Genomic DNA, 15,875 nt, shown 5'->3' on the forward strand with positions numbered 1-15,875 from the left:
TCTCCCGTGGTGCGGTTACAGGGCGGTGAGGTCGGTGATCCGCCAGCGGCCGTCGCGCAGACGGGCGGTGACGGTGAGCTGGGCGGCGGTGGTGACGGCTCCGGTGCCCGGGCGGGCGGTCCGCTGGTCGAGCAGGACGAGCAGCTCGGCTCGGTCGGCGGTGAGGCGGTCGACGCCGATGCGGGTGACCGTGGCGGTGACGGTGAGGTGCTGGTCGGCGGCCAGGTCGCGGAGCCGGGCGGCGAGGGCCGTGTACTGCTGCGCGGCGCCGTCGTCGAGGTCGGCGGCCGGGGTGCTGCCGAGCGTGTCGGTGGAGTACGAGAACGCCCGGGTGAGTGCCTGGCCGACCTCGGCGGTGACCTGCGCGGTGGCGGCCCGGTCGGTGAGCGGGCGGGCCGCCGCGGTGCGGCCGTCGACGTGGCGGGCGGCGGCGAGCAGTCCGGCGCCGGTGAGCAGCAGGGCCGCGACCAGGACGGCGGTGGCGGCCGTGGCGCGGCGGCCCGCCGGTGCTGCGGTCACCGGCCGCCCTCCCCGACGGGGACGGCCGTCAGGCCGGTGACCTTCCAGCCCGCGCCGGTGCGCAGCAGGGTGGCTTCGACCCGGCGCCGTTCGGTGCCGCCGGGGTTCTGCTCGGGCCTGGTGGGGTCGACGTTGAGCACGGCGATGAGGCGGGCGGTGCCGGCGTGCGCGTCGAGGTCGGTGACGGCGGCGGCGGTGACGGCGGCGGCCGCCGCGGGCTGGCCCTGGAGCGGGGGCAGGTGGGTGAGGCGGGTGTGGAGTTCGCCGGCGGTGGCGTCGAGCCAGGCCGCCGGGACGGCGGCCGCGCCGGTGCCCGGGTCGAGGGAGCCCAGGCGGGCGACGGCACGGCTGCCGTCGGCGAGGGCGCGGGCCCGGGCGGCGGCCTCCTGGCGGACGGGGTCGGAGAGCGCCCGGGCGTACTGCTGCGCTCCGAGGGCGCAGCAGAGTGCCGCGGTGGTCACGGCGGCGGCCCGGGCGCGGCGGGCGCGGGTCATCGTCCGCCGTCCGGGCGGGGGGTGGCGGGGGTGACGGGGGTGGGCACGCCGCCGGTGGGGGCGTTGGCGGAGCCGCGGACGCCGGTGCCGGAGCCGGCGGGGGCCGTGCAGCGGGCGCCGGTGTTGAAGGCGGGTGCTGGGCCGGTGTCGAGGCCGTTGCGGCGCTGGGTGTCCTGGTAGCCGCTGGTGCAGGGCAGGGGCGAGAAGAAAGTGACGGCCATGCCGAGGTGGGCGCCGCGGTCGTCGACGGCGGTGGAGCCTGCGGCGGCCACCGCCGGGAGCCGGACGAGGAGTTCCTCGATGCCGTGCTGCCGGGTGACGCCGAGTTCGGAGGTGGTGAGGAGGTTGGCGAGGACGACGCTGAGGCCGGGGTCGATGTCGTGGACGAGCGCGGTGACCTGGAGGGCGGTCTGCGGGGCGGCGGCGATGACCTGGCGCAGGTCGGAGTCGGACTCGGCGAGCTTGCGGGCGAGTTGGGAGGCCCCGGTGGCGAACGTGCGGATGGCGTCGGCTTCCTGGGCCTGGGTGGTGAGGACGGTGCGGCCGTCCACGACGAGGCGGGTGGTGGCGGGCAGGTCGGCGTCGGCGGCCTCGACGAACCGGCCGCTGCTGTCGAGCAGTACCTGGAGGTTGTCGCCCTGTCCGCCGAAGGCGGCGCCGAGTTCGTCGACGACGGTGCGCAGTGACTGCAGGGGCACGGAGGAGACGAGGCCGTCGACCTTGCCGAGCATGTCGGTGACGGGGGCGGGGGTGGTGGTGTCGGCGAGGGCGATCTGTGAGCCGTCGGTGAGGTAGGGCCCGGTGTCGGCGGTCGGGCGGAGGTCGATGTACTGCTCGCCGACGGCGGACAGGTTGGCGACGACGGCCTGCAGCCGGTCGGGGATGCGGGGGGCGGAGTCGCGGATGCTGAGTTCGGCGTCGACGCCGTCGGCGGTGAGGCGCAGGGCGCCGACGCGGCCGACGGAGACGCCGCGGTAGGTGACGTCGGCGTGCTCGAACAGTCCGCCGGTGCGGTCGAGCCGGACGTGGACGGTGTAGTGGTCGCGGAGTCCGATGTGGCGGCCGAGGTCGGCCTGGTGGACGGCGATCCAGCCGAGGACGAGGACGGAGAGCAGGAGGAAGGCGATGTTCTTGAGCCGGACGGCGGGGGTGAGCATCACCGGCTCCTCGTGGTCGTGGTGGTCGTCGTGGTCGTGGTGGTGGGCAGGGGCAGGGGCAGGGGCAGGGGCAGGGGCAGGGGGGCGGGGCTCCGGTCGGCGGTTTCGGTGCCGGGGTCTGTGCCCGGGTCGGTACCGGGGTCGGTGCTCGGGTCGGGTTCGGGTTCGGGTTCCGGTGCCGGCTCGTCCGGGGGCGGGTCGGGCGGGAAGGAGCTGTCGGCGGAGGTGAGTTCGGGGATGATCCGGGTGCCGGGGGTGGCGGTGAGGCTGAGGTAGACGTTGAGGTAGTCGCCCTTGACGCCGTTGAGCACCTCGTCGGTGAACGGGTAGGTGAGGAGCACCTGCAGGGAGTCGGGCAGGGCTTGGCCGGCGTCGGCGAGCCGTTGCAGGGTGGGGGCGATGGCGCGGAGGTCGGCGACCATGTCGTCCTTGCTGCGGTGCACGGTGTCGGTGGCGACGGTCGACAGTGCGTCGAGGGAGCGCAGCATGGTGACGAGCGAGTCCCGCTGGTCGGAGAGGACGCGCAGGCCCGGTGCGAGGTCGGTGAGCACGGTGCCGATCTGCCGGTCGCGGGTGGCGAGGGTGGCGGAGAGCCGGTCGACGGCGTCGAGGGCGGCGGTGATGTCCTGCCGGTGGGCGTCGAGTTCGCCGACGAGGGTGTCGAGCCGGGTGAGGACGGAGCGCACCTCGGTCTCGTTGCCGGTGAGCGCGCGGTCGAGTTCGGTGGTGATGGTGCGGAGCTGGTCGATGCCGCCGCCGTTGAGCAGCATCGAGAGGGCTCCGAACACCTCCTCGACCTCGACGTTGCGGTCGGTGTGCTCGACGGGGATGACCGCTCCCCCGGCGAGGGTGCCGGTGGCGGCCCGTCCGGCGGGCGGGGGTGAGAGTTGCACGTACTTCTCGCCGAGCAGGCCGGCCTGTTCGAGGTGGGCGTAGCTGTTACCGGGCAGCCGGACGTCGCCGTTGACCTGCATGGTGACGACGGCCGTCCAGTCGTCCTCGGCGAGGGTGATGCGGGTGACGCGTCCGACGGCGACGTCGTTGACCTTGACGGAGGCCTGCGGGACGAGGCTGAGGACGTCCTGGAACCGTGCGGTGATCTCGTACGGGTGGCTGCCGAGGTCGGCGCCGCCGGGCAGGGGGACGTCCTGGAGGCTGTGGACGCCGGCCGTGCAGCCGGAGGCGAGGAGGACGCCGAGGAGGGTGGCGGCGGCGGTGGCGGTGCGGCGGTTCATCGGCCGGTCCCCTTCCCGGTGCCGCTGCCGGTGGCGCGACCGTTGGCGCTGCCGTTGGCACTGCCGGTGGCGGGCAGGGGCAGCGGGAGTGCCTGCGCCGCGGCGGCGTCGGTGAGTTCGGTGAGGTTGGCGCGGCCGTCGAGGGTGCCGTGGGCGGGGTCGTAGGCGCTCAGGATGTTGCCGGCGGCCAGCGGTGCGGTGTCGAGGAGTTCGGCGAGGGAGGCGCGCTGGTCCACCAGGGTCCGGGTGAGCGGGGCGAGTTGGTCGACGGCGTTCTTGAGGCGGCCCCGGTTGTCCTCGACGAAGGTCTTCACCTGTTGGAGGGCGGTGGCGAGTTGGGCGAGGGCCTCGCCGAGGGCGTCCTTGTCCTGGGCGAGGAAGTCGGTGACGGTGGCGAGTTTGCCGGTGGCGTCGCGCACCTTCGTGTCGTTGTCCTTGAGCATGGTGGTGAAGCTCTGCAGCTGGTCGAGGGTGGCGAAGAGGTCGCCGCTGTGGCTGTCGAGGGTGCCGGCGGCCTCGCCGAGACGGCGGATGCTGTCGCCGATGGCGCGGCCGTTGCCGTCGAGGTTGCGGGCGCCGGTGTCGAGGAGGGCGGACAGTGCGCCGTCGGCGTTGGCGCCGTCGGGGCCGAGGGCCGCCCCGAGGTCGCCGAGCGACTGGTAGAGCTGGTCGATCTCGACGGGCACGGCGGTGCGGTCGGCCGGGATGACGGCCCGGTCGGCGAGGCGTTCGCCGCCGCTGTAGGCGGGGGTGAGCTGCACGTAGCGGTCGGCGACGACGCTGGGGGCGACGACCACGGCGGACGCCCCGGCGGGCACGGCGATGCCGGGGTCGAGCCGGAGGGTGACCCGCACCTGTCGGCCCTCGGGGTGCACGTCGCCGACCCGGCCGACCCGCACGCCGAGGATGCGCAGGTCGGAGCCGGGGTGCACGCCGACGGCGCGGTCGAACCAGGCGGTGATCCGCAGGCCGTCGTCGTCGAGGGCGGGGACGGCGACGAGGCCTGCGGCCAGGGCGGCGAGCGCCGCGGATCCGGCGATCACGGCGCGGGTGGTCCTCTTCATCACTGACCGCCTCGGGCTCCGGACGGCATGCAGCCGTCGGTGGGTGTGGTGCCCTCGGGCAGGTACTCCTTCGGCACGACGCCGCACAGGTAGCTGTCGAACCAGCGGCCGTTGCCGAGGGTGTTGCCCATCAGCCGGTAGTAGGGGCCGAGCAGGGCGAGGGTGCGGTCGAGGCCGTCCTGGTTGGCGCGCAGCACGGTGGTGACGCGGTCGAGGGCGTCGAGGGTGGGGGCGAGCTGCCGCTGGTTGTCGGCGACGAGGCCGCTGAGCTGGGTGGAGAGGTCGCGGGTGCCGGTGAGGAGGCGGTGGACGGCGTCGCGGCGGCGTTCGACCTCGCCGAGCAGCAGGTCGCCGTCGTCGACGAGGGACTGGATGCGGCCGTTCTGGTCGCTGAGGGTGCGGGTCAGCTTGCGGCTGCCCTCCAGGAGGCGGGCGAGTTCGGCGTCGCGGCTCGCGATGGTGCGGGAGAGGGCGGAGAGGCCCTCGGCGGCGCCGCGGACGGATCCGGGGGTGTCGGCGAAGGTCTCGGAGACGGTGCGGAAGCTCTCCGCCAGTTTCTCCGTGTCGATGGCGCCGACGGTCTTCCCGAGCCCTTCGAGGGCCTGCGTGACGTCGTACGGGGAGGTGGTGCGGGCGGTCGGGATGGTGCGGGAGGGGTCCTGGCGGGCGGCGCCGAGCGGGACGAGCGCGAGGTACTTCTCGCCGAGGAAGGTGCGGATGCCGATGGAGACGGTGCTGGCGTCGCCCACCCACGTGTCATGGACGCGGAAGCCGACCCGGACGCGGTCGCCGTCGAGGGCGACGGCGGTGACCTTGCCGACCTTGGCCCCGGCGACCCGCACCTCGTCGCCGGTCCGCAGTCCGGCGGCCTCGGTGAAGTGCGCGCTGTAGCCGGTGGATCCGCCGGTGAAGGGCAGGTCGTCGGACCGGTACGCGACGACGACCAGGAGGAGGAGCAGCACGAGGCCGACGGCGCCGACGACGACGGGGTTGCGGTCGCGCACGGGCCGCAGCAGCGGGCCGCGGTCGGCGCCGGGGGCGGCCGGGCGGCGGGGGCGCCGGAGCGGGATGCGGGGGCGGCTCATGCGCGGCACCTCGCTTCGGTGACGGGGATGCCGGTGGGTGCGGGGCTGCCGTCGGTGGTGGTGACGCCGGTGACGGTGGCCTGGCAGAGGTAGAGGTTGAACCAGGAGCCGTAGGAGGCGAGCCGGCCGAGGGTGGCGAGCTTCTCCGGGCTGCGCTGCAGGAACTCCTCCAGCGGGCCGCTGTTGTCGGCGAGGCCGGCGGAGAGGCGGCCGAGCTGGCCGATGGAGTCCTTGAGGGGTGCGCGGCCGTCCTCCAGGAGTCCGGCGGTGCTGGTGGTGAGGTCGGCGAGGGAGTCGACGGCCTGGCCGATCGGGCGGCGGTCCTGCGCGAAGCCGGAGACGAGCTGCTGGAGGGTGGCGACGAGCTCGGTGAAGCCCTCCTCGTGGGTGTTGACGGTGGCGGTGACGGTGGTGAGGTTGGTGACGATCCGTCCGATCACCTCGTCCTTGCCGGCCACGGTGGTGGTGAGGGAGGCGATGCTGCGCATGAGGCTGTCGACGGTGCCGCCCTCGCCCTGGAGCACGTGGACGATCTCCTCGGCGAGCCGGTTGACCTCCTCCGGTGCGAGGCCCTGGAAGAGCGGCTGGAAGCCGTTGAAGAGCCGGGTGAGGTCGAGGGCGGGGGTGGTGCGCTCCAGCGGGATCGTGCCGCCGGGCGGGAGCTGTTCGCCGACCGTGCCCGGGCCCTGCCGCAGGTCGAGGTAGCGGCGGCCGACCAGGTCGACGTACTTGACGGTGGCGGTCACCGAGCCGGGCAGCTGCCGGTCGCGGCGGACGGAGAACCGCACCCGGGCGACCCGCCGGTCGACGACCTCGACCGCGTCGACCCGGCCGACGCGGACTCCGGCGATGCGGACGCTGTCGCCCGGGGCGAGGCCGGTGACGTCCGTGAAGCGGGCCTGGTAGCCGGTGGTGTCGCCGACGCCGGTGTCGGCGATGCCCAGGGCGAGGGCCCCGGTGGCGAGGGTGGTGGCGAGCACGAACACCAGGGACTTGGTGAGCGGTGCGGCGAGCGATCGGCGCCTCATTTCAGGGTCACCTCCGCCCCGCGGAGGACGGGTCCGGCGAGCAGGGAGCTCCAGTCCGGCAGGGTGGTCGCGGTGCCCCGGCCGGCGGCCAGGAGTTCGTTGACAAGCGCGTTCTCCTGGGGGGAGTTGGGCAGGCCGAGTCCGGGGTCGGCGGGCATCGGGAAGCCGTCGCCGGGACGGGAGGCGGCGGGCAGGGCGCCCTGGCCGGTGTAGGGCACGGTGTAGCAGCGGGGACCGCCGCCCGCCCGGTAGACGGGGGTGTCGCGGCCGGGCAGGTAACGGCCCTTGGACGGCACGGTGGTGACGTCGACGCGCAGGCCGGGCCGGCCGGTGCCCTTGCCGAGGGCCTTGTCCATCACGGGCACGAAGTCGGCGAGGGTGCGCAGCGTGCACGGGAAGGACGGCGCGTACTCGGCGAGGAGTCCGAGGGTGCCGCGGCTGTCGGCGGAGAGCCGGATGAGGGTCGACTCGTTGCGGCGCAGGAAGTCGGTGAGCCGGTCGGCGGCGGTGGTGGAGGTGGCGTACAGGGTGCTGAGGCTCTGTCGCCGGTCGGCGAGGGTGGTGCTGGTGGTGGCGAGGTCCGTGAGGGCCTGCAGGATTTCGGGGGCGGCGTCGCGGTAGGTGTCGCCGACGACGGCGAGTTTGCGGATGTCGTCGGTGAGCGCCGGGAGTTGCGGGTTGAACTCGCCGAGGTACGCGTCGAGGCGGGTGAGGGTGGACCCGAGCTGGTCGCCGCGGCCGCGCAGGGCGGTGGCGACGGCGTCGAGGGTGGTGGCGAGCTTCTCCGGCTGGACGGCGGTGAGCAGCGGCAGCAGGTGGTCGAGGACCTGCTGCAGCTCGATGGCGTCGGCGGAGCGGTCCTGCGGGATGACGGTGCCGGCGCGGAGCGTGGCACCGCCCGGCCGGTCGGCGGCGGGCACGAGGGCGACGAAGCGTTCGCCGAAGAGCGTGGTGGGCAGCAGCTGGGCGGAGACGCCGGCCGGGATGCGGGGCAGCTGCGCGGGGTCGAGGGCGAGGGTGAGGCGGGCGCCCTCGCCGTCCGCGGCGATCGACCGGACCCGGCCGACGACGACGCCCCGCAGTTTGACGTCCGCGTTGACGTGCATCTCGTGGCCGGCGCTGCCGGTCTCCACGACGACGTCCGCGGAGTCGGTGAAGGCCTTGTCGTAGACGGCGACCGACACGCCGGCGAGCAGCGCGGGCACCAGGAGGAAGACCACACCCGCGGTGCGGCGCCGGGCGGTGCGGGGGACGGCGTTCATCCTGCCACCCGCACCGTCGTGGTGGTGCCCCAGATGGCGAGGGAGAGGAAGAAGTCGGTGACGCTGATGATGACGATGGCGTTGCGGACGGACCGGCCGACCGCGATCCCGACCCCCGCGGGGCCGCCCTTGGCGTGGTAGCCGTAGTAGCAGTGCGCGAGGATCACGATGACGCTGAAGACGAGCACCTTGAACCCGGAGAGCAGCACGTCCGCGGGCGAGAGGAAGAGGTTGAAGTAGTGGTCGTACGTGCCCGGTGCCTGCCCGTTGGCGAAGACGGTGACGGCCCGTGAGGCGGCGTACGAGCTGAGCAGCCCGACCCCGTAGAGCGGCACGATGGCGGCCACGCCGGCGATGATGCGGGTCGTGACGAGGTAGGGAAGGCTGCGGATGCCCATGCCTTCGAGGGCGTCGATCTCCTCGTTGATGCGCATCGCGCCGAGTTGCGCGGTGAAGCCCGCCCCGACGGTGGCGGAGAGGGCGAGACCGGCGACGAGGGGCGCGATCTCACGGGTGTTGAAGTACGCGGAGACGAAGCCGGTGAACGCGGCGGCGCCGAGCTGGTTCATCGCGGCGTAGCCCTGCAGGCCGACCACGGTGCCGGTGGCGACCGTCATGCCGACCATCACGCCGACGGTGCCGCCGATGATGCCGAGGCCGCCGCTGCCGAAGACCACCTCGGCGAGCAGGCGTTGCACCTCGCGGAGGTAGCGGCGCAGGGCGCGGGGCACCCAGAGCACGGCGGCGACGTGGAAGAGCAGGTGGTCGCCGGCCCCGTCGAGCCAGGCGAAGGCACGGCTCGGCCGGGCGGCCCGCCGGCCCGCGGACGGGTCGGGCGGCGGTACGGGCTGCTGCGGGGCGGACGGTTCGTCGAGCAGGGACACGGCTCAGGCTCCCTTCTGCGGGACGATCCGCAGGTACACCGCGGTGAGGACGACGTTGACGGCGAAGAGCAGCAGGAACGTGACGACGACGGACTGGTTGACCGCGTCGCCCACGCCCTTGGGGCCGCCGCGCGGGTTCAGGCCGCGGTGGGCGGCGACCACGCCGGCGATGAATCCGAAGATCAGTGCCTTCAACTCGCTGATGTAGAGGTCGGGGAGCTGCGCCAGCGCCGAGAAGCTCGACAGGTAGGCGCCCGGGGTGCCGTGCTGCAGGATGACGTTGAAGAAGTAGCCGCCGAGCGTGCCGACCACCGAGACGAGGCCGTTGAGCAGGACGGCGACCAGCATGGTGGCGAGCACCCGCGGCACGACGAGCCGCTGGACCGGCGAGACGCCCATGACCTCCAGCGCGTCGAGCTCCTCGCGGATCTTGCGCGAGCCGAGGTCGGCGCAGATCGCCGAGCCGGCGGCGCCGGCGATGAGCAGCGCCACGATCAGCGGGCTGGCCTGCTGGATGACGGCCAGCACGCTGGCCCCGCCGGTGAACGACTGGGCGCCCAACTGCTGGGCGAGCGAGCCGACCTGGAGCGCGATGACGGCACCGAACGGGATCGACACGAGCGCGGCGGGCAGGATCGTGACACTGGCGATGAACCAGAACTGCTCGATCAGCTCGCGCATCTGGAACGGGCGGCGGAACGTGTCGCGGACGGTGGTCGCGGCGAGCGCGAAGAGGTCACCGGTGGCGGCCAGTGCGGCAACGGCGGGGTTCCTCATACCGGTTCTCCCTGGACGCGTCCCAGCAGGCGGGCCCGGCGGCGCTCGGCCGCGCGGCGGGCGGGCAGCCCCGGCGAGGGCTGGAGCTGCGCGGGCAGCGGACCGGAGGGCCGGGCCGGGATCAGCCCGGCCTCCAGGGCGAGCGTGGCCTCGTCCTTCTCCTCCGCCATGCCGATCGGCCCGGCGCGGTCGCCGCTGAGGAACTGCCGCACCACCGGCTCGTCGCTGCTCAGCAGCGCCTCCCGCGGCCCGAACGCGACGAGCCTGCGGCGGAACAGCATGCCGATGTTGTCGGGCACGGTCGCGGCGATGTCGAGGTTGTGGGTGACGATGAGCATGGTGGCGTCGATCTGCGCGTTGAGGTCGATGAGCAGCTGCGAGAGGTAGGAGGTGCGCACCGGGTCGAGGCCGGAGTCCGGTTCGTCGCACAGCACGATCTGCGGGTCGAGCACCAACGCCCTGGCGAGGCCGGCGCGTTTGCGCATGCCGCCGGAGATCTCGCCGGGCAGTTTGGCCTCGGAGCCGACGAGCCCGACCATGTCCATCCGCTCCATGACGATGCGGCGGATCTCGGACTCCTTCTTCCGGGTGTGCTCGCGCAGCGGGAAGGCGATGTTGTCGTAGAGGTTGAGGGAGCCGAAGAGGGCGCCGTCCTGGAACATCAGGCCGAACAGCCTGCGGGCCCGGTAGACGTCCCGCTCACGGCCGTTGACCATGTCGACGCCGTCCACCATCACCCGGCCCTGCTCGGGCTTCAGCAGGCCGATGACCGACTTCAGGAAGACCGTCTTGCCGGTGCCCGACGGGCCGAGCATCACGGTCACCTCGCCGGGCGGCAGGGTGAGGGTGACGTCCTGCCAGACGTTCTGGCCGTCGAAGGATTTGGTCAGTCCTTCGACGGTGACTTCGATTCCCATGACACCTCCCTGGGTGGTGTGGTGGACGGAGCTCAGCGGTGGGGAAGTTCGGGCAGGGCGATCTCCGGCTCGCAGCCGTTCGGCTGCTCGCTGGTGGGCGTGCAGATCGGACCCTGCACGAGGTTGAGCGAGTTGCCGGTGCCGGAGACGGCGGCCGTGAACAGCGGGCTGAGGTCCTCGCCGCCGGTGCCGCAGCCGGTGAACGGCGGTACGGTCAGGCCGTCCTGGGAGAGCGGGCCGCCGGCCTGCAGGCTGTAGTCGGGGCGGCCGTCGCCGCGGTCGCCGAGGTGGCTGTCCTGGGTGCCGCGGAGCTTCAGGTCGACCGGGCGCACCGTGCGGCAGTTCGGGCCGACGTCCAGCGGGGTGCCGTTGACCCTGACGTCGTAGAGCCGCAGCGACTGGTAGCCGCCGATGGTGAACTCGATGGGCTGGTCCCAGTCGGAGTTGCCCGTGGCCACGATGGTGAGCGGCCCCTGCGGGACGAGCTGCATCCTCGCCGTGGTCGGGATGAAGCCGTACGTGAGGAACGTCGTGTCGGAGGGCGGGAGTCGGAGGTATCCGAGCGAGTCGGCCTCCAGGTACGGCTGCTGGCCGGGCTCCGGGTCCCACAGGGTGACGAACCGGCGGGTCATGTTGATGGCCGCGAGCGCGGGCGTGCCGTGCGGGTCGTTGACGGCGGCGGCCTGGCCGAGCTTGTGCACGTTGGCGAGACCGACGGCGAACGCGCAGGCGGGCACGTCCGGGAAGGGATCCATGTCGGGGAACGGGATCACCATCGCCCCGGCGGGCACGGCCGGCAGCCTGGCCGGGTCGAGGTCACCGGTGGGCGCCGGCGGGCAGGAGTTCACCCCGGACGGGACGGTGGCCAGCGTGCGGATCGTCCCGGCCGGTCCCTGACCGGCCGTCAGCTTCCGCAGGACGGCCGGGGGTACGGCGGCGAGCGCACTCACCGCCGGCCCGCCGCCGACGGGCGGCGCCTGCGGGGCGGCCGGCGCCGGGGAGGCGGGACCGGCCGGTGCGGGCACGTCGACGCTGCCGAGCCGGGTGGGCGCACCGGCGTCGGGGGTGCACCGCACGGTGGCACGCTTCGCGGCGGTCCCTCCGGAGGCGGGCACGGCGCCGGAGGCGGGCACGGCGCCGGAGGCGGGGCCAGGGGTTCCGGAGGCGGGGCCAGGGGTGCCGGGGTCCGCCGCGCCGGCGGCCGGGATGTCGGCGGCCGGGATGTCAGCCGTCGTCCCACCAGCCGTCGTCCCCCCAGGGGTCGTCGCGGCGGCGGTGGGTGCCGCGGGGGGCTGCGCCGGTGAGGGGTCGGCCGCTCCGGCGGGGGCGGGGTGGAGGCCCAGCTCCAGGACACCCGCGTCGAACCGCACCGCGCCGGGCGCCGTCACCGTCACCGCGGTGGCGGGGCCGCGCGCGGTGAGCTCGGCGCCGCCGTCCGCCGCCAGGGGCACCGACCCGACCGTCACGGGCCAGATCACGTCGTCGGCCGAACTCCCCTGCGAGATCCGGACACCGAGCCCGACCGTCCCGGTGACGGCGGTCGACCCGGCGGGCAGCAGGGCAACGGTCGCGGCCGGGGGGAGCGTGAGGGTGACGGCGATCTCGCCGGGCCGGATCGGCGCTCCCACCGCGGCGGTCCGCGGGTACCGCTGCCGGAGGACCGCCTGCACGGCGAAACTCCCGGCGCCGGCGCCGCAGGTGTAAGGGATCGGCGCCGGCGCCGTGGGCTCCTCGGCGCGGGAGTCACCGCCCGGCACCAGCCCGGCCAGCAGGACGGCCGACCCGGCGGCGGCGATCCGGGCCGAGCGGCGGCGGCGCGCGGCAGCGCTCATGGCGGAACTCCTCGGGTGGCTGAAAGGGAACGGATCAGGGGTGTCCGGGGCGATGGAATGCGCTCGAACCGCTCGGGACGCAGGACACTACGGGCGGGTAACAAGGCCGACAAGTGATCGCACGGCGGAATTCACCACGCCGCCACCCGGGCGCCTTTTCTTGTCATCGGACGACAAGAAACGCCCGGCGCCTTGTCACCGGCCGAGTCTCCCGGCGGTCGGCGCACCTCGGGCGTTGTCATCCGGCGAGGATTCTCCGAGCCTTGCGCGCCATCACGGCGGGAGTGCCATCACGGCGAGAGTGCCGCGGCGGCCGGTACGCCACTGCGGCGCGAGCGGTGCGACGGCCGGTACGCCACGGCAGCCGGACGGCAGCCGAGCCCGCAGGTGCTGCCGGCCGCGGACGGGGGTCGGCCCGGCCCGGGGGTTCGCCCCGGGCCGGGCCGACGGTGGGTCACGGCGAGGTGATCGCCTGCGGCGAGGCGAGCAGGTACGCCGCGTTGTAGGTGGCGGCGTCGCCGTTGTTGAGCAGGCCGAGGCAGCTGCCCGACACGTTGTAGGCGTGCAGGTCGCCACCGCTGAGGGTGAGGGTGTTGGTGGCGTTGGAGTAGGTGCCGGTGAGGGTGGCGGCAGTGGTGCTGGTGGGGCCGGCGAAGTCGGCGGTGCAGCCGGCTCCGCTGATGTGCGCCTTGACGCCGGTGACGGTGCCGGTGGTGACGCCGGCCGCGTAGGTGGAGCCGTTGATCGACCAGGGCAGGTTCTGCGCGGTCACGGAGAAGGTGATGCCGAGCGGGCCGGAGCAGCTCGTCCAGCCGACGGACGTGATGGTGGAGAGCGGGTTGCTGAGGCCGGAGCCGCTCTTCAGCACGCCTGCGGCGGTGGAGGAGGAGCAGGTGAGCTTCGTCCCGGTCTTCGTGTCGGTCAGCTTGGGCGAGGTGGCCTTGGCCGTCCACGCGCCGCCGGGGCTGACGGTCCAGGTGGCGAGCGTGGAGCTGGTGCCTGCGGTGGCGGGGGCGGCGATCGCGCCGGTGGCCGCGGTGAGCACGGCGGCGGCGAAGAGAGCGCCCTTGGCGAGGGTACGCATGGCTGGTCCTTCCGTGGGGGTGGGTGGCGCCCCGGGCGTGCTGAAGTACCCTGCGGGGAGGGGTTTTCGACAGGTCCGGGGCTGTGGTGCGGCTACCGTCCGGAGCGGGCCGCCCTCACTGCGGTGGGACGTTACGCACCGGTAATCAGGCGGCGCAACAGCATGGCGGCACGGAGCCGGTAATTCCCTACTCGCGAGTAGATTCTTGTTCCCCAGGCACGAGAATGCGCCGCCGCGTTGTCGCCGGATGAGTACGGGCCCGAAAAGGCGGAGAGCGGTTGCCGTAAACCCCGCCCCGGTTACCCGCGGTACTGCGCAACACACCGCGCGTGGTCTATCTTTCAACCCACCACCAGAGATGTCCGCACGCGTCCGGCCCCCGCCCACCGACCGGGCCCGGACGATCAAGCAGCGAGCCGCCGTCCCCGCCCCCGCCGACCGCCCCGAGCCGCACCGGGCGCGGCCGACGCGCGGCCGGCCGACCGTCAGGGGGAACCCGCATGACCTCACCCAGGCGGGCACCATCCGCCTTCGCCGCACGGTCGGGCGAATTACCCCGCGAGCTCGCGACCGTCATGCGACCGGAACTCCCCAGCCTGCTCAAGGAGATGGCCGGCGAGATCGTGGCCGCCATCCCCGAGTACCGCGAGCTGCTGGAAGGCCCGATGGCCCGGGTCATCCGGGTCGGGATCGAGCAGAACATCGCCACCTTCGTCGACCACGTCGCCGCCCCGACCGCCACGACCGCCCTGCGCGACGAGATGTGCCGCCGCTTCGGCCGCTTCGAGGCCTACGAGGGCCGCAGCCTGGACATGCTCCAGGACGCGTACCGGATCGGCTGTCAGGTCGCGCTGCGCAGGGCCCGCGCCGTCGGGCGCCGCTACAACCTGTCGGCGACCGTGCTGATGGCCTTCGCCGATGCGCTCTTCGCCTACATGGGCGAGCTCGCCGAACTCTCCCGCGAGGGTTACCTCCAGGCGATGGCCGAGCTCGGCGAGGAGCCCGACAACCGGCGCCGGCGGCTGCTCCGCCGCATCCTCACCGGCACCTCGGCCGCCAACGGCACCCTCACCGAGCTGGCCGAGCACGCCTCCTGGCCGCTGCCGCGCGAGGTCACCCTCGTCGCGCTGCGTCCCGGCGACCGGCCGCGGCGCACCGCGCTGGAACGGGACGTCCTGGTCGACCTCGCGGCGCCGGAGCCCCATCTCCTGGTGCCCGGGCGCCTCGACGACGACCGCCGCGCCGCGCTGCACGACGCCCTGGAGGGCTGCCGGGCCGCGATCGGGCTGACCACCCCGCTCGCCGAGGCCGCCCACTCCCTGCGGTGGGCGCGCCACCTGCTCACCCTCGCCGAGTCCGGCGTGGTGCCCGACCGCCCGGTGGCGTCCTGCGACGAACACCTCGTGCAGCTCTGGCTGCTGGGCGACCCCACGCTCGTCCGGCAGATGGCGGGACGGTACCTGGGCCCACTCGCCGGTATGACGCCCGCGCAGCAGCACCGGCTGATCGACACCCTGCGGATCTGGCTGACCACCCGCGGCACGGCCGCCGAGGTGGCGGCCAGACTCGGCGTGCACCCGCAGACCGTGCGCTACCGCATGCGGCTGCTCGACCGGGCGTTCGGCGACCAACTGGCCGACCCCGAGCAGCGGTTCGCCACCGAGGTCGCGCTGCGCGCACTGCACCTGACCACGGGAGGCACCGGCATCCCCGCGGACGGCACGGAGCACCGCGCCTCCCCCACACGGGGTTCCGCGGCCGCGCGCACCGGACGGCGGGCCGCACGGCCGGCCGCCCCGAAGGACACTCCGGGGCTCTGACGGGGGACGGCACCCGCCCGGCGGCATCCGCCCAACGGCACCTGTCCGGCCGGGCGGACCACCGGCCGAACACGCCGATCCGGGCAGCCTGTTCAGTCGGTGCGGATCAACCGCCGTACGGCGGGCCAGAGCCCGTCGAAAGCGGCGAGGTCGTCGGCCAGTTTCGCGAGCAGCACCGTGCCCTCCAACTGGGCGACGACCGCCCGGGCCGTCGCCTCGTCGTCGGCGACGGCCTCCGTCCGGGCCGCCTCGGTGAGGAGGGTGCGGACCATGGCCGCCTGCTCGGCGAAGATCGCGGCGATCCGCGCCTGGATGCCGGGCTCGTGGCCGCTGAGTTCGAGCCCGAGGTTGCCGAGCAGGCAGCCGCGGACACTGCCGTGCTCGGCGCGGTCGGCGCGCTGGGCGTCGGCGTGTGCGCGCAGCAGGCCGTGCAGCCGGTCGAGCGGGGGTCCGTCGGCGCCGGCGAACGCGTCCCAGACCGTGCGCCGTGCGGCCCAGTGGGCGTCGACCGCCTCCAGGGTGAGCGTCTGCTTGGAGGCGAAGAAGTGGTAGAAGCTGCCCTTCCGCACGCCGGCGTGGGCGCAGATCTCGGCCACCCCGGCTGCGGTGTAGCCGCGCGAGTGCAGCAGCTCGCCGGCGGCGTCCAGCAGCCGCTCGCGTGCCGTGCTGGTGCGTCCCATGGGGTGAGTATACGGGCGGTCAACTATCAGGCCCGGG

Annotated in this window: 14 protein-coding genes and 1 pseudogene; 1 reads left to right on the plus strand and 14 read right to left on the minus strand. The window is 74.1% G+C overall.

Annotation, left to right across the window (positions count from 1 at the left end; genetic code table 11):
- Positions 1–15 precede the first annotated feature (15 nt).
- The 13 genes and pseudogenes from OG335_RS02540 to OG335_RS02600 form a co-directional block, all read right to left on the minus strand.
- Positions 16–519: a hypothetical protein gene (locus OG335_RS02540; protein WP_405009302.1), complete on the minus strand. Its 504-nt coding sequence runs from the start codon at positions 517–519 to the stop codon at positions 16–18.
- Entirely contained in the window at positions 516–1,013 is a 498-nt protein-coding gene (locus tag OG335_RS02545) for a hypothetical protein (protein WP_405009303.1), read from the minus strand. Before OG335_RS02545 ends, OG335_RS02540 begins: the two co-directional genes overlap by 4 nt.
- Entirely contained in the window at positions 1,010–2,170 is a 1,161-nt protein-coding gene (locus OG335_RS02550; protein WP_405009304.1) for an MlaD family protein, read from the minus strand. The genes OG335_RS02545 and OG335_RS02550 overlap by 4 nt, the downstream gene beginning before the upstream one ends.
- Positions 2,170–3,405, minus strand: a complete 1,236-nt coding sequence (locus OG335_RS02555) for an MCE family protein (RefSeq protein WP_405009305.1) — start codon at positions 3,403–3,405, stop codon at positions 2,170–2,172. Before OG335_RS02555 ends, OG335_RS02550 begins: the two co-directional genes overlap by 1 nt.
- Positions 3,402–4,469, minus strand: a complete 1,068-nt coding sequence (locus tag OG335_RS02560) for an MCE family protein (protein ID WP_405009306.1) — start codon at positions 4,467–4,469, stop codon at positions 3,402–3,404. Before OG335_RS02560 ends, OG335_RS02555 begins: the two co-directional genes overlap by 4 nt.
- On the minus strand, positions 4,469–5,554 hold the full coding sequence (locus OG335_RS02565; protein ID WP_405009307.1) for an MCE family protein: 1,086 nt from the start codon (positions 5,552–5,554) through the stop codon (positions 4,469–4,471). Before OG335_RS02565 ends, OG335_RS02560 begins: the two co-directional genes overlap by 1 nt.
- Positions 5,551–6,582 (minus strand): MCE family protein, encoded by a 1,032-nt coding sequence (locus OG335_RS02570; protein ID WP_405009308.1) that lies wholly within the window; start codon positions 6,580–6,582, stop codon positions 5,551–5,553. Before OG335_RS02570 ends, OG335_RS02565 begins: the two co-directional genes overlap by 4 nt.
- Entirely contained in the window at positions 6,579–7,844 is a 1,266-nt protein-coding gene (locus tag OG335_RS02575) for an MCE family protein (protein ID WP_405009309.1), read from the minus strand. The genes OG335_RS02570 and OG335_RS02575 overlap by 4 nt, the downstream gene beginning before the upstream one ends.
- Entirely contained in the window at positions 7,841–8,605 is a 765-nt protein-coding gene (locus OG335_RS02580; protein WP_405015290.1) for an ABC transporter permease, read from the minus strand. Before OG335_RS02580 ends, OG335_RS02575 begins: the two co-directional genes overlap by 4 nt.
- A gap of 126 nt (positions 8,606–8,731) precedes the next feature.
- A pseudogene (locus tag OG335_RS02585) lies at positions 8,732–9,568 on the minus strand (MlaE family ABC transporter permease); the annotation flags it as partial.
- The gene (locus tag OG335_RS02590) at positions 9,502–10,422 is read right to left on the minus strand and encodes an ABC transporter ATP-binding protein (protein ID WP_405009310.1); all 921 of its coding nucleotides are present in this window, start codon (positions 10,420–10,422) and stop codon (positions 9,502–9,504) included. The gene OG335_RS02590 and the pseudogene OG335_RS02585, both read right to left, overlap by 67 nt.
- 32 nt (positions 10,423–10,454) lie before the next feature.
- Positions 10,455–12,254 carry a hypothetical protein gene (locus tag OG335_RS02595; RefSeq protein ID WP_405009311.1) on the minus strand — a complete coding sequence of 600 codons (1,800 nt, stop codon included), beginning with the start codon at positions 12,252–12,254 and terminating at the stop codon, positions 10,455–10,457.
- Between the two features lie 454 nt (positions 12,255–12,708).
- Complete coding sequence (locus tag OG335_RS02600) at positions 12,709–13,338, minus strand: hypothetical protein (RefSeq protein ID WP_405009312.1); 630 nt, start codon at positions 13,336–13,338, stop codon at positions 12,709–12,711.
- Positions 13,339–13,838: 500 nt separating this feature from the next.
- Between OG335_RS02600 and OG335_RS02605 the strand changes: the two genes are divergently transcribed.
- Positions 13,839–15,158 carry a helix-turn-helix domain-containing protein gene (locus tag OG335_RS02605; protein WP_405009313.1) on the plus strand — a complete coding sequence of 440 codons (1,320 nt, stop codon included), beginning with the start codon at positions 13,839–13,841 and terminating at the stop codon, positions 15,156–15,158.
- Between the two features lie 92 nt (positions 15,159–15,250).
- Here the strand turns inward: OG335_RS02605 and OG335_RS02610 are convergent, their stop codons facing one another.
- Complete coding sequence (locus tag OG335_RS02610; RefSeq protein ID WP_405009314.1) at positions 15,251–15,838, minus strand: TetR family transcriptional regulator; 588 nt, start codon at positions 15,836–15,838, stop codon at positions 15,251–15,253.
- Positions 15,839–15,875: the final 37 nt, after the last annotated feature.

Source organism: Kitasatospora sp. NBC_01539 (genome assembly GCF_045040525.1).
In the GTDB taxonomy this organism is placed as follows: Bacteria; Actinomycetota; Actinomycetes; order Streptomycetales; family Streptomycetaceae; genus Kitasatospora.

Excerpts from the sequence above, each read along its gene's own strand:
- OG335_RS02545 (WP_405009303.1), bottom strand. The coding sequence starts at position 1,013 with ATGACCCGCGCCCGCCGCGCCCGGGCCGCCGCCGTGACCACCGCGGCA.
- OG335_RS02550 (WP_405009304.1), bottom strand. The coding sequence starts at position 2,170 with ATGCTCACCCCCGCCGTCCGGCTCAAGAACATCGCCTTCCTCCTGCTC.
- OG335_RS02595 (WP_405009311.1), bottom strand. The coding sequence starts at position 12,254 with ATGAGCGCTGCCGCGCGCCGCCGCCGCTCGGCCCGGATCGCCGCCGCC.
- OG335_RS02570 (WP_405009308.1), bottom strand. The coding sequence starts at position 6,582 with ATGAGGCGCCGATCGCTCGCCGCACCGCTCACCAAGTCCCTGGTGTTC.
- OG335_RS02565 (WP_405009307.1), bottom strand. The coding sequence starts at position 5,554 with ATGAGCCGCCCCCGCATCCCGCTCCGGCGCCCCCGCCGCCCGGCCGCC.
- OG335_RS02610 (WP_405009314.1), bottom strand. The coding sequence starts at position 15,838 with ATGGGACGCACCAGCACGGCACGCGAGCGGCTGCTGGACGCCGCCGGC.
- OG335_RS02560 (WP_405009306.1), bottom strand. The coding sequence starts at position 4,469 with ATGAAGAGGACCACCCGCGCCGTGATCGCCGGATCCGCGGCGCTCGCC.
- OG335_RS02590 (WP_405009310.1), bottom strand. The coding sequence starts at position 10,422 with ATGGGAATCGAAGTCACCGTCGAAGGACTGACCAAATCCTTCGACGGC.
- OG335_RS02605 (WP_405009313.1), top strand. The coding sequence starts at position 13,839 with ATGACCTCACCCAGGCGGGCACCATCCGCCTTCGCCGCACGGTCGGGC.
- OG335_RS02600 (WP_405009312.1), bottom strand. The coding sequence starts at position 13,338 with ATGCGTACCCTCGCCAAGGGCGCTCTCTTCGCCGCCGCCGTGCTCACC.
- OG335_RS02555 (WP_405009305.1), bottom strand. The coding sequence starts at position 3,405 with ATGAACCGCCGCACCGCCACCGCCGCCGCCACCCTCCTCGGCGTCCTC.
- OG335_RS02575 (WP_405009309.1), bottom strand. The coding sequence starts at position 7,844 with ATGAACGCCGTCCCCCGCACCGCCCGGCGCCGCACCGCGGGTGTGGTC.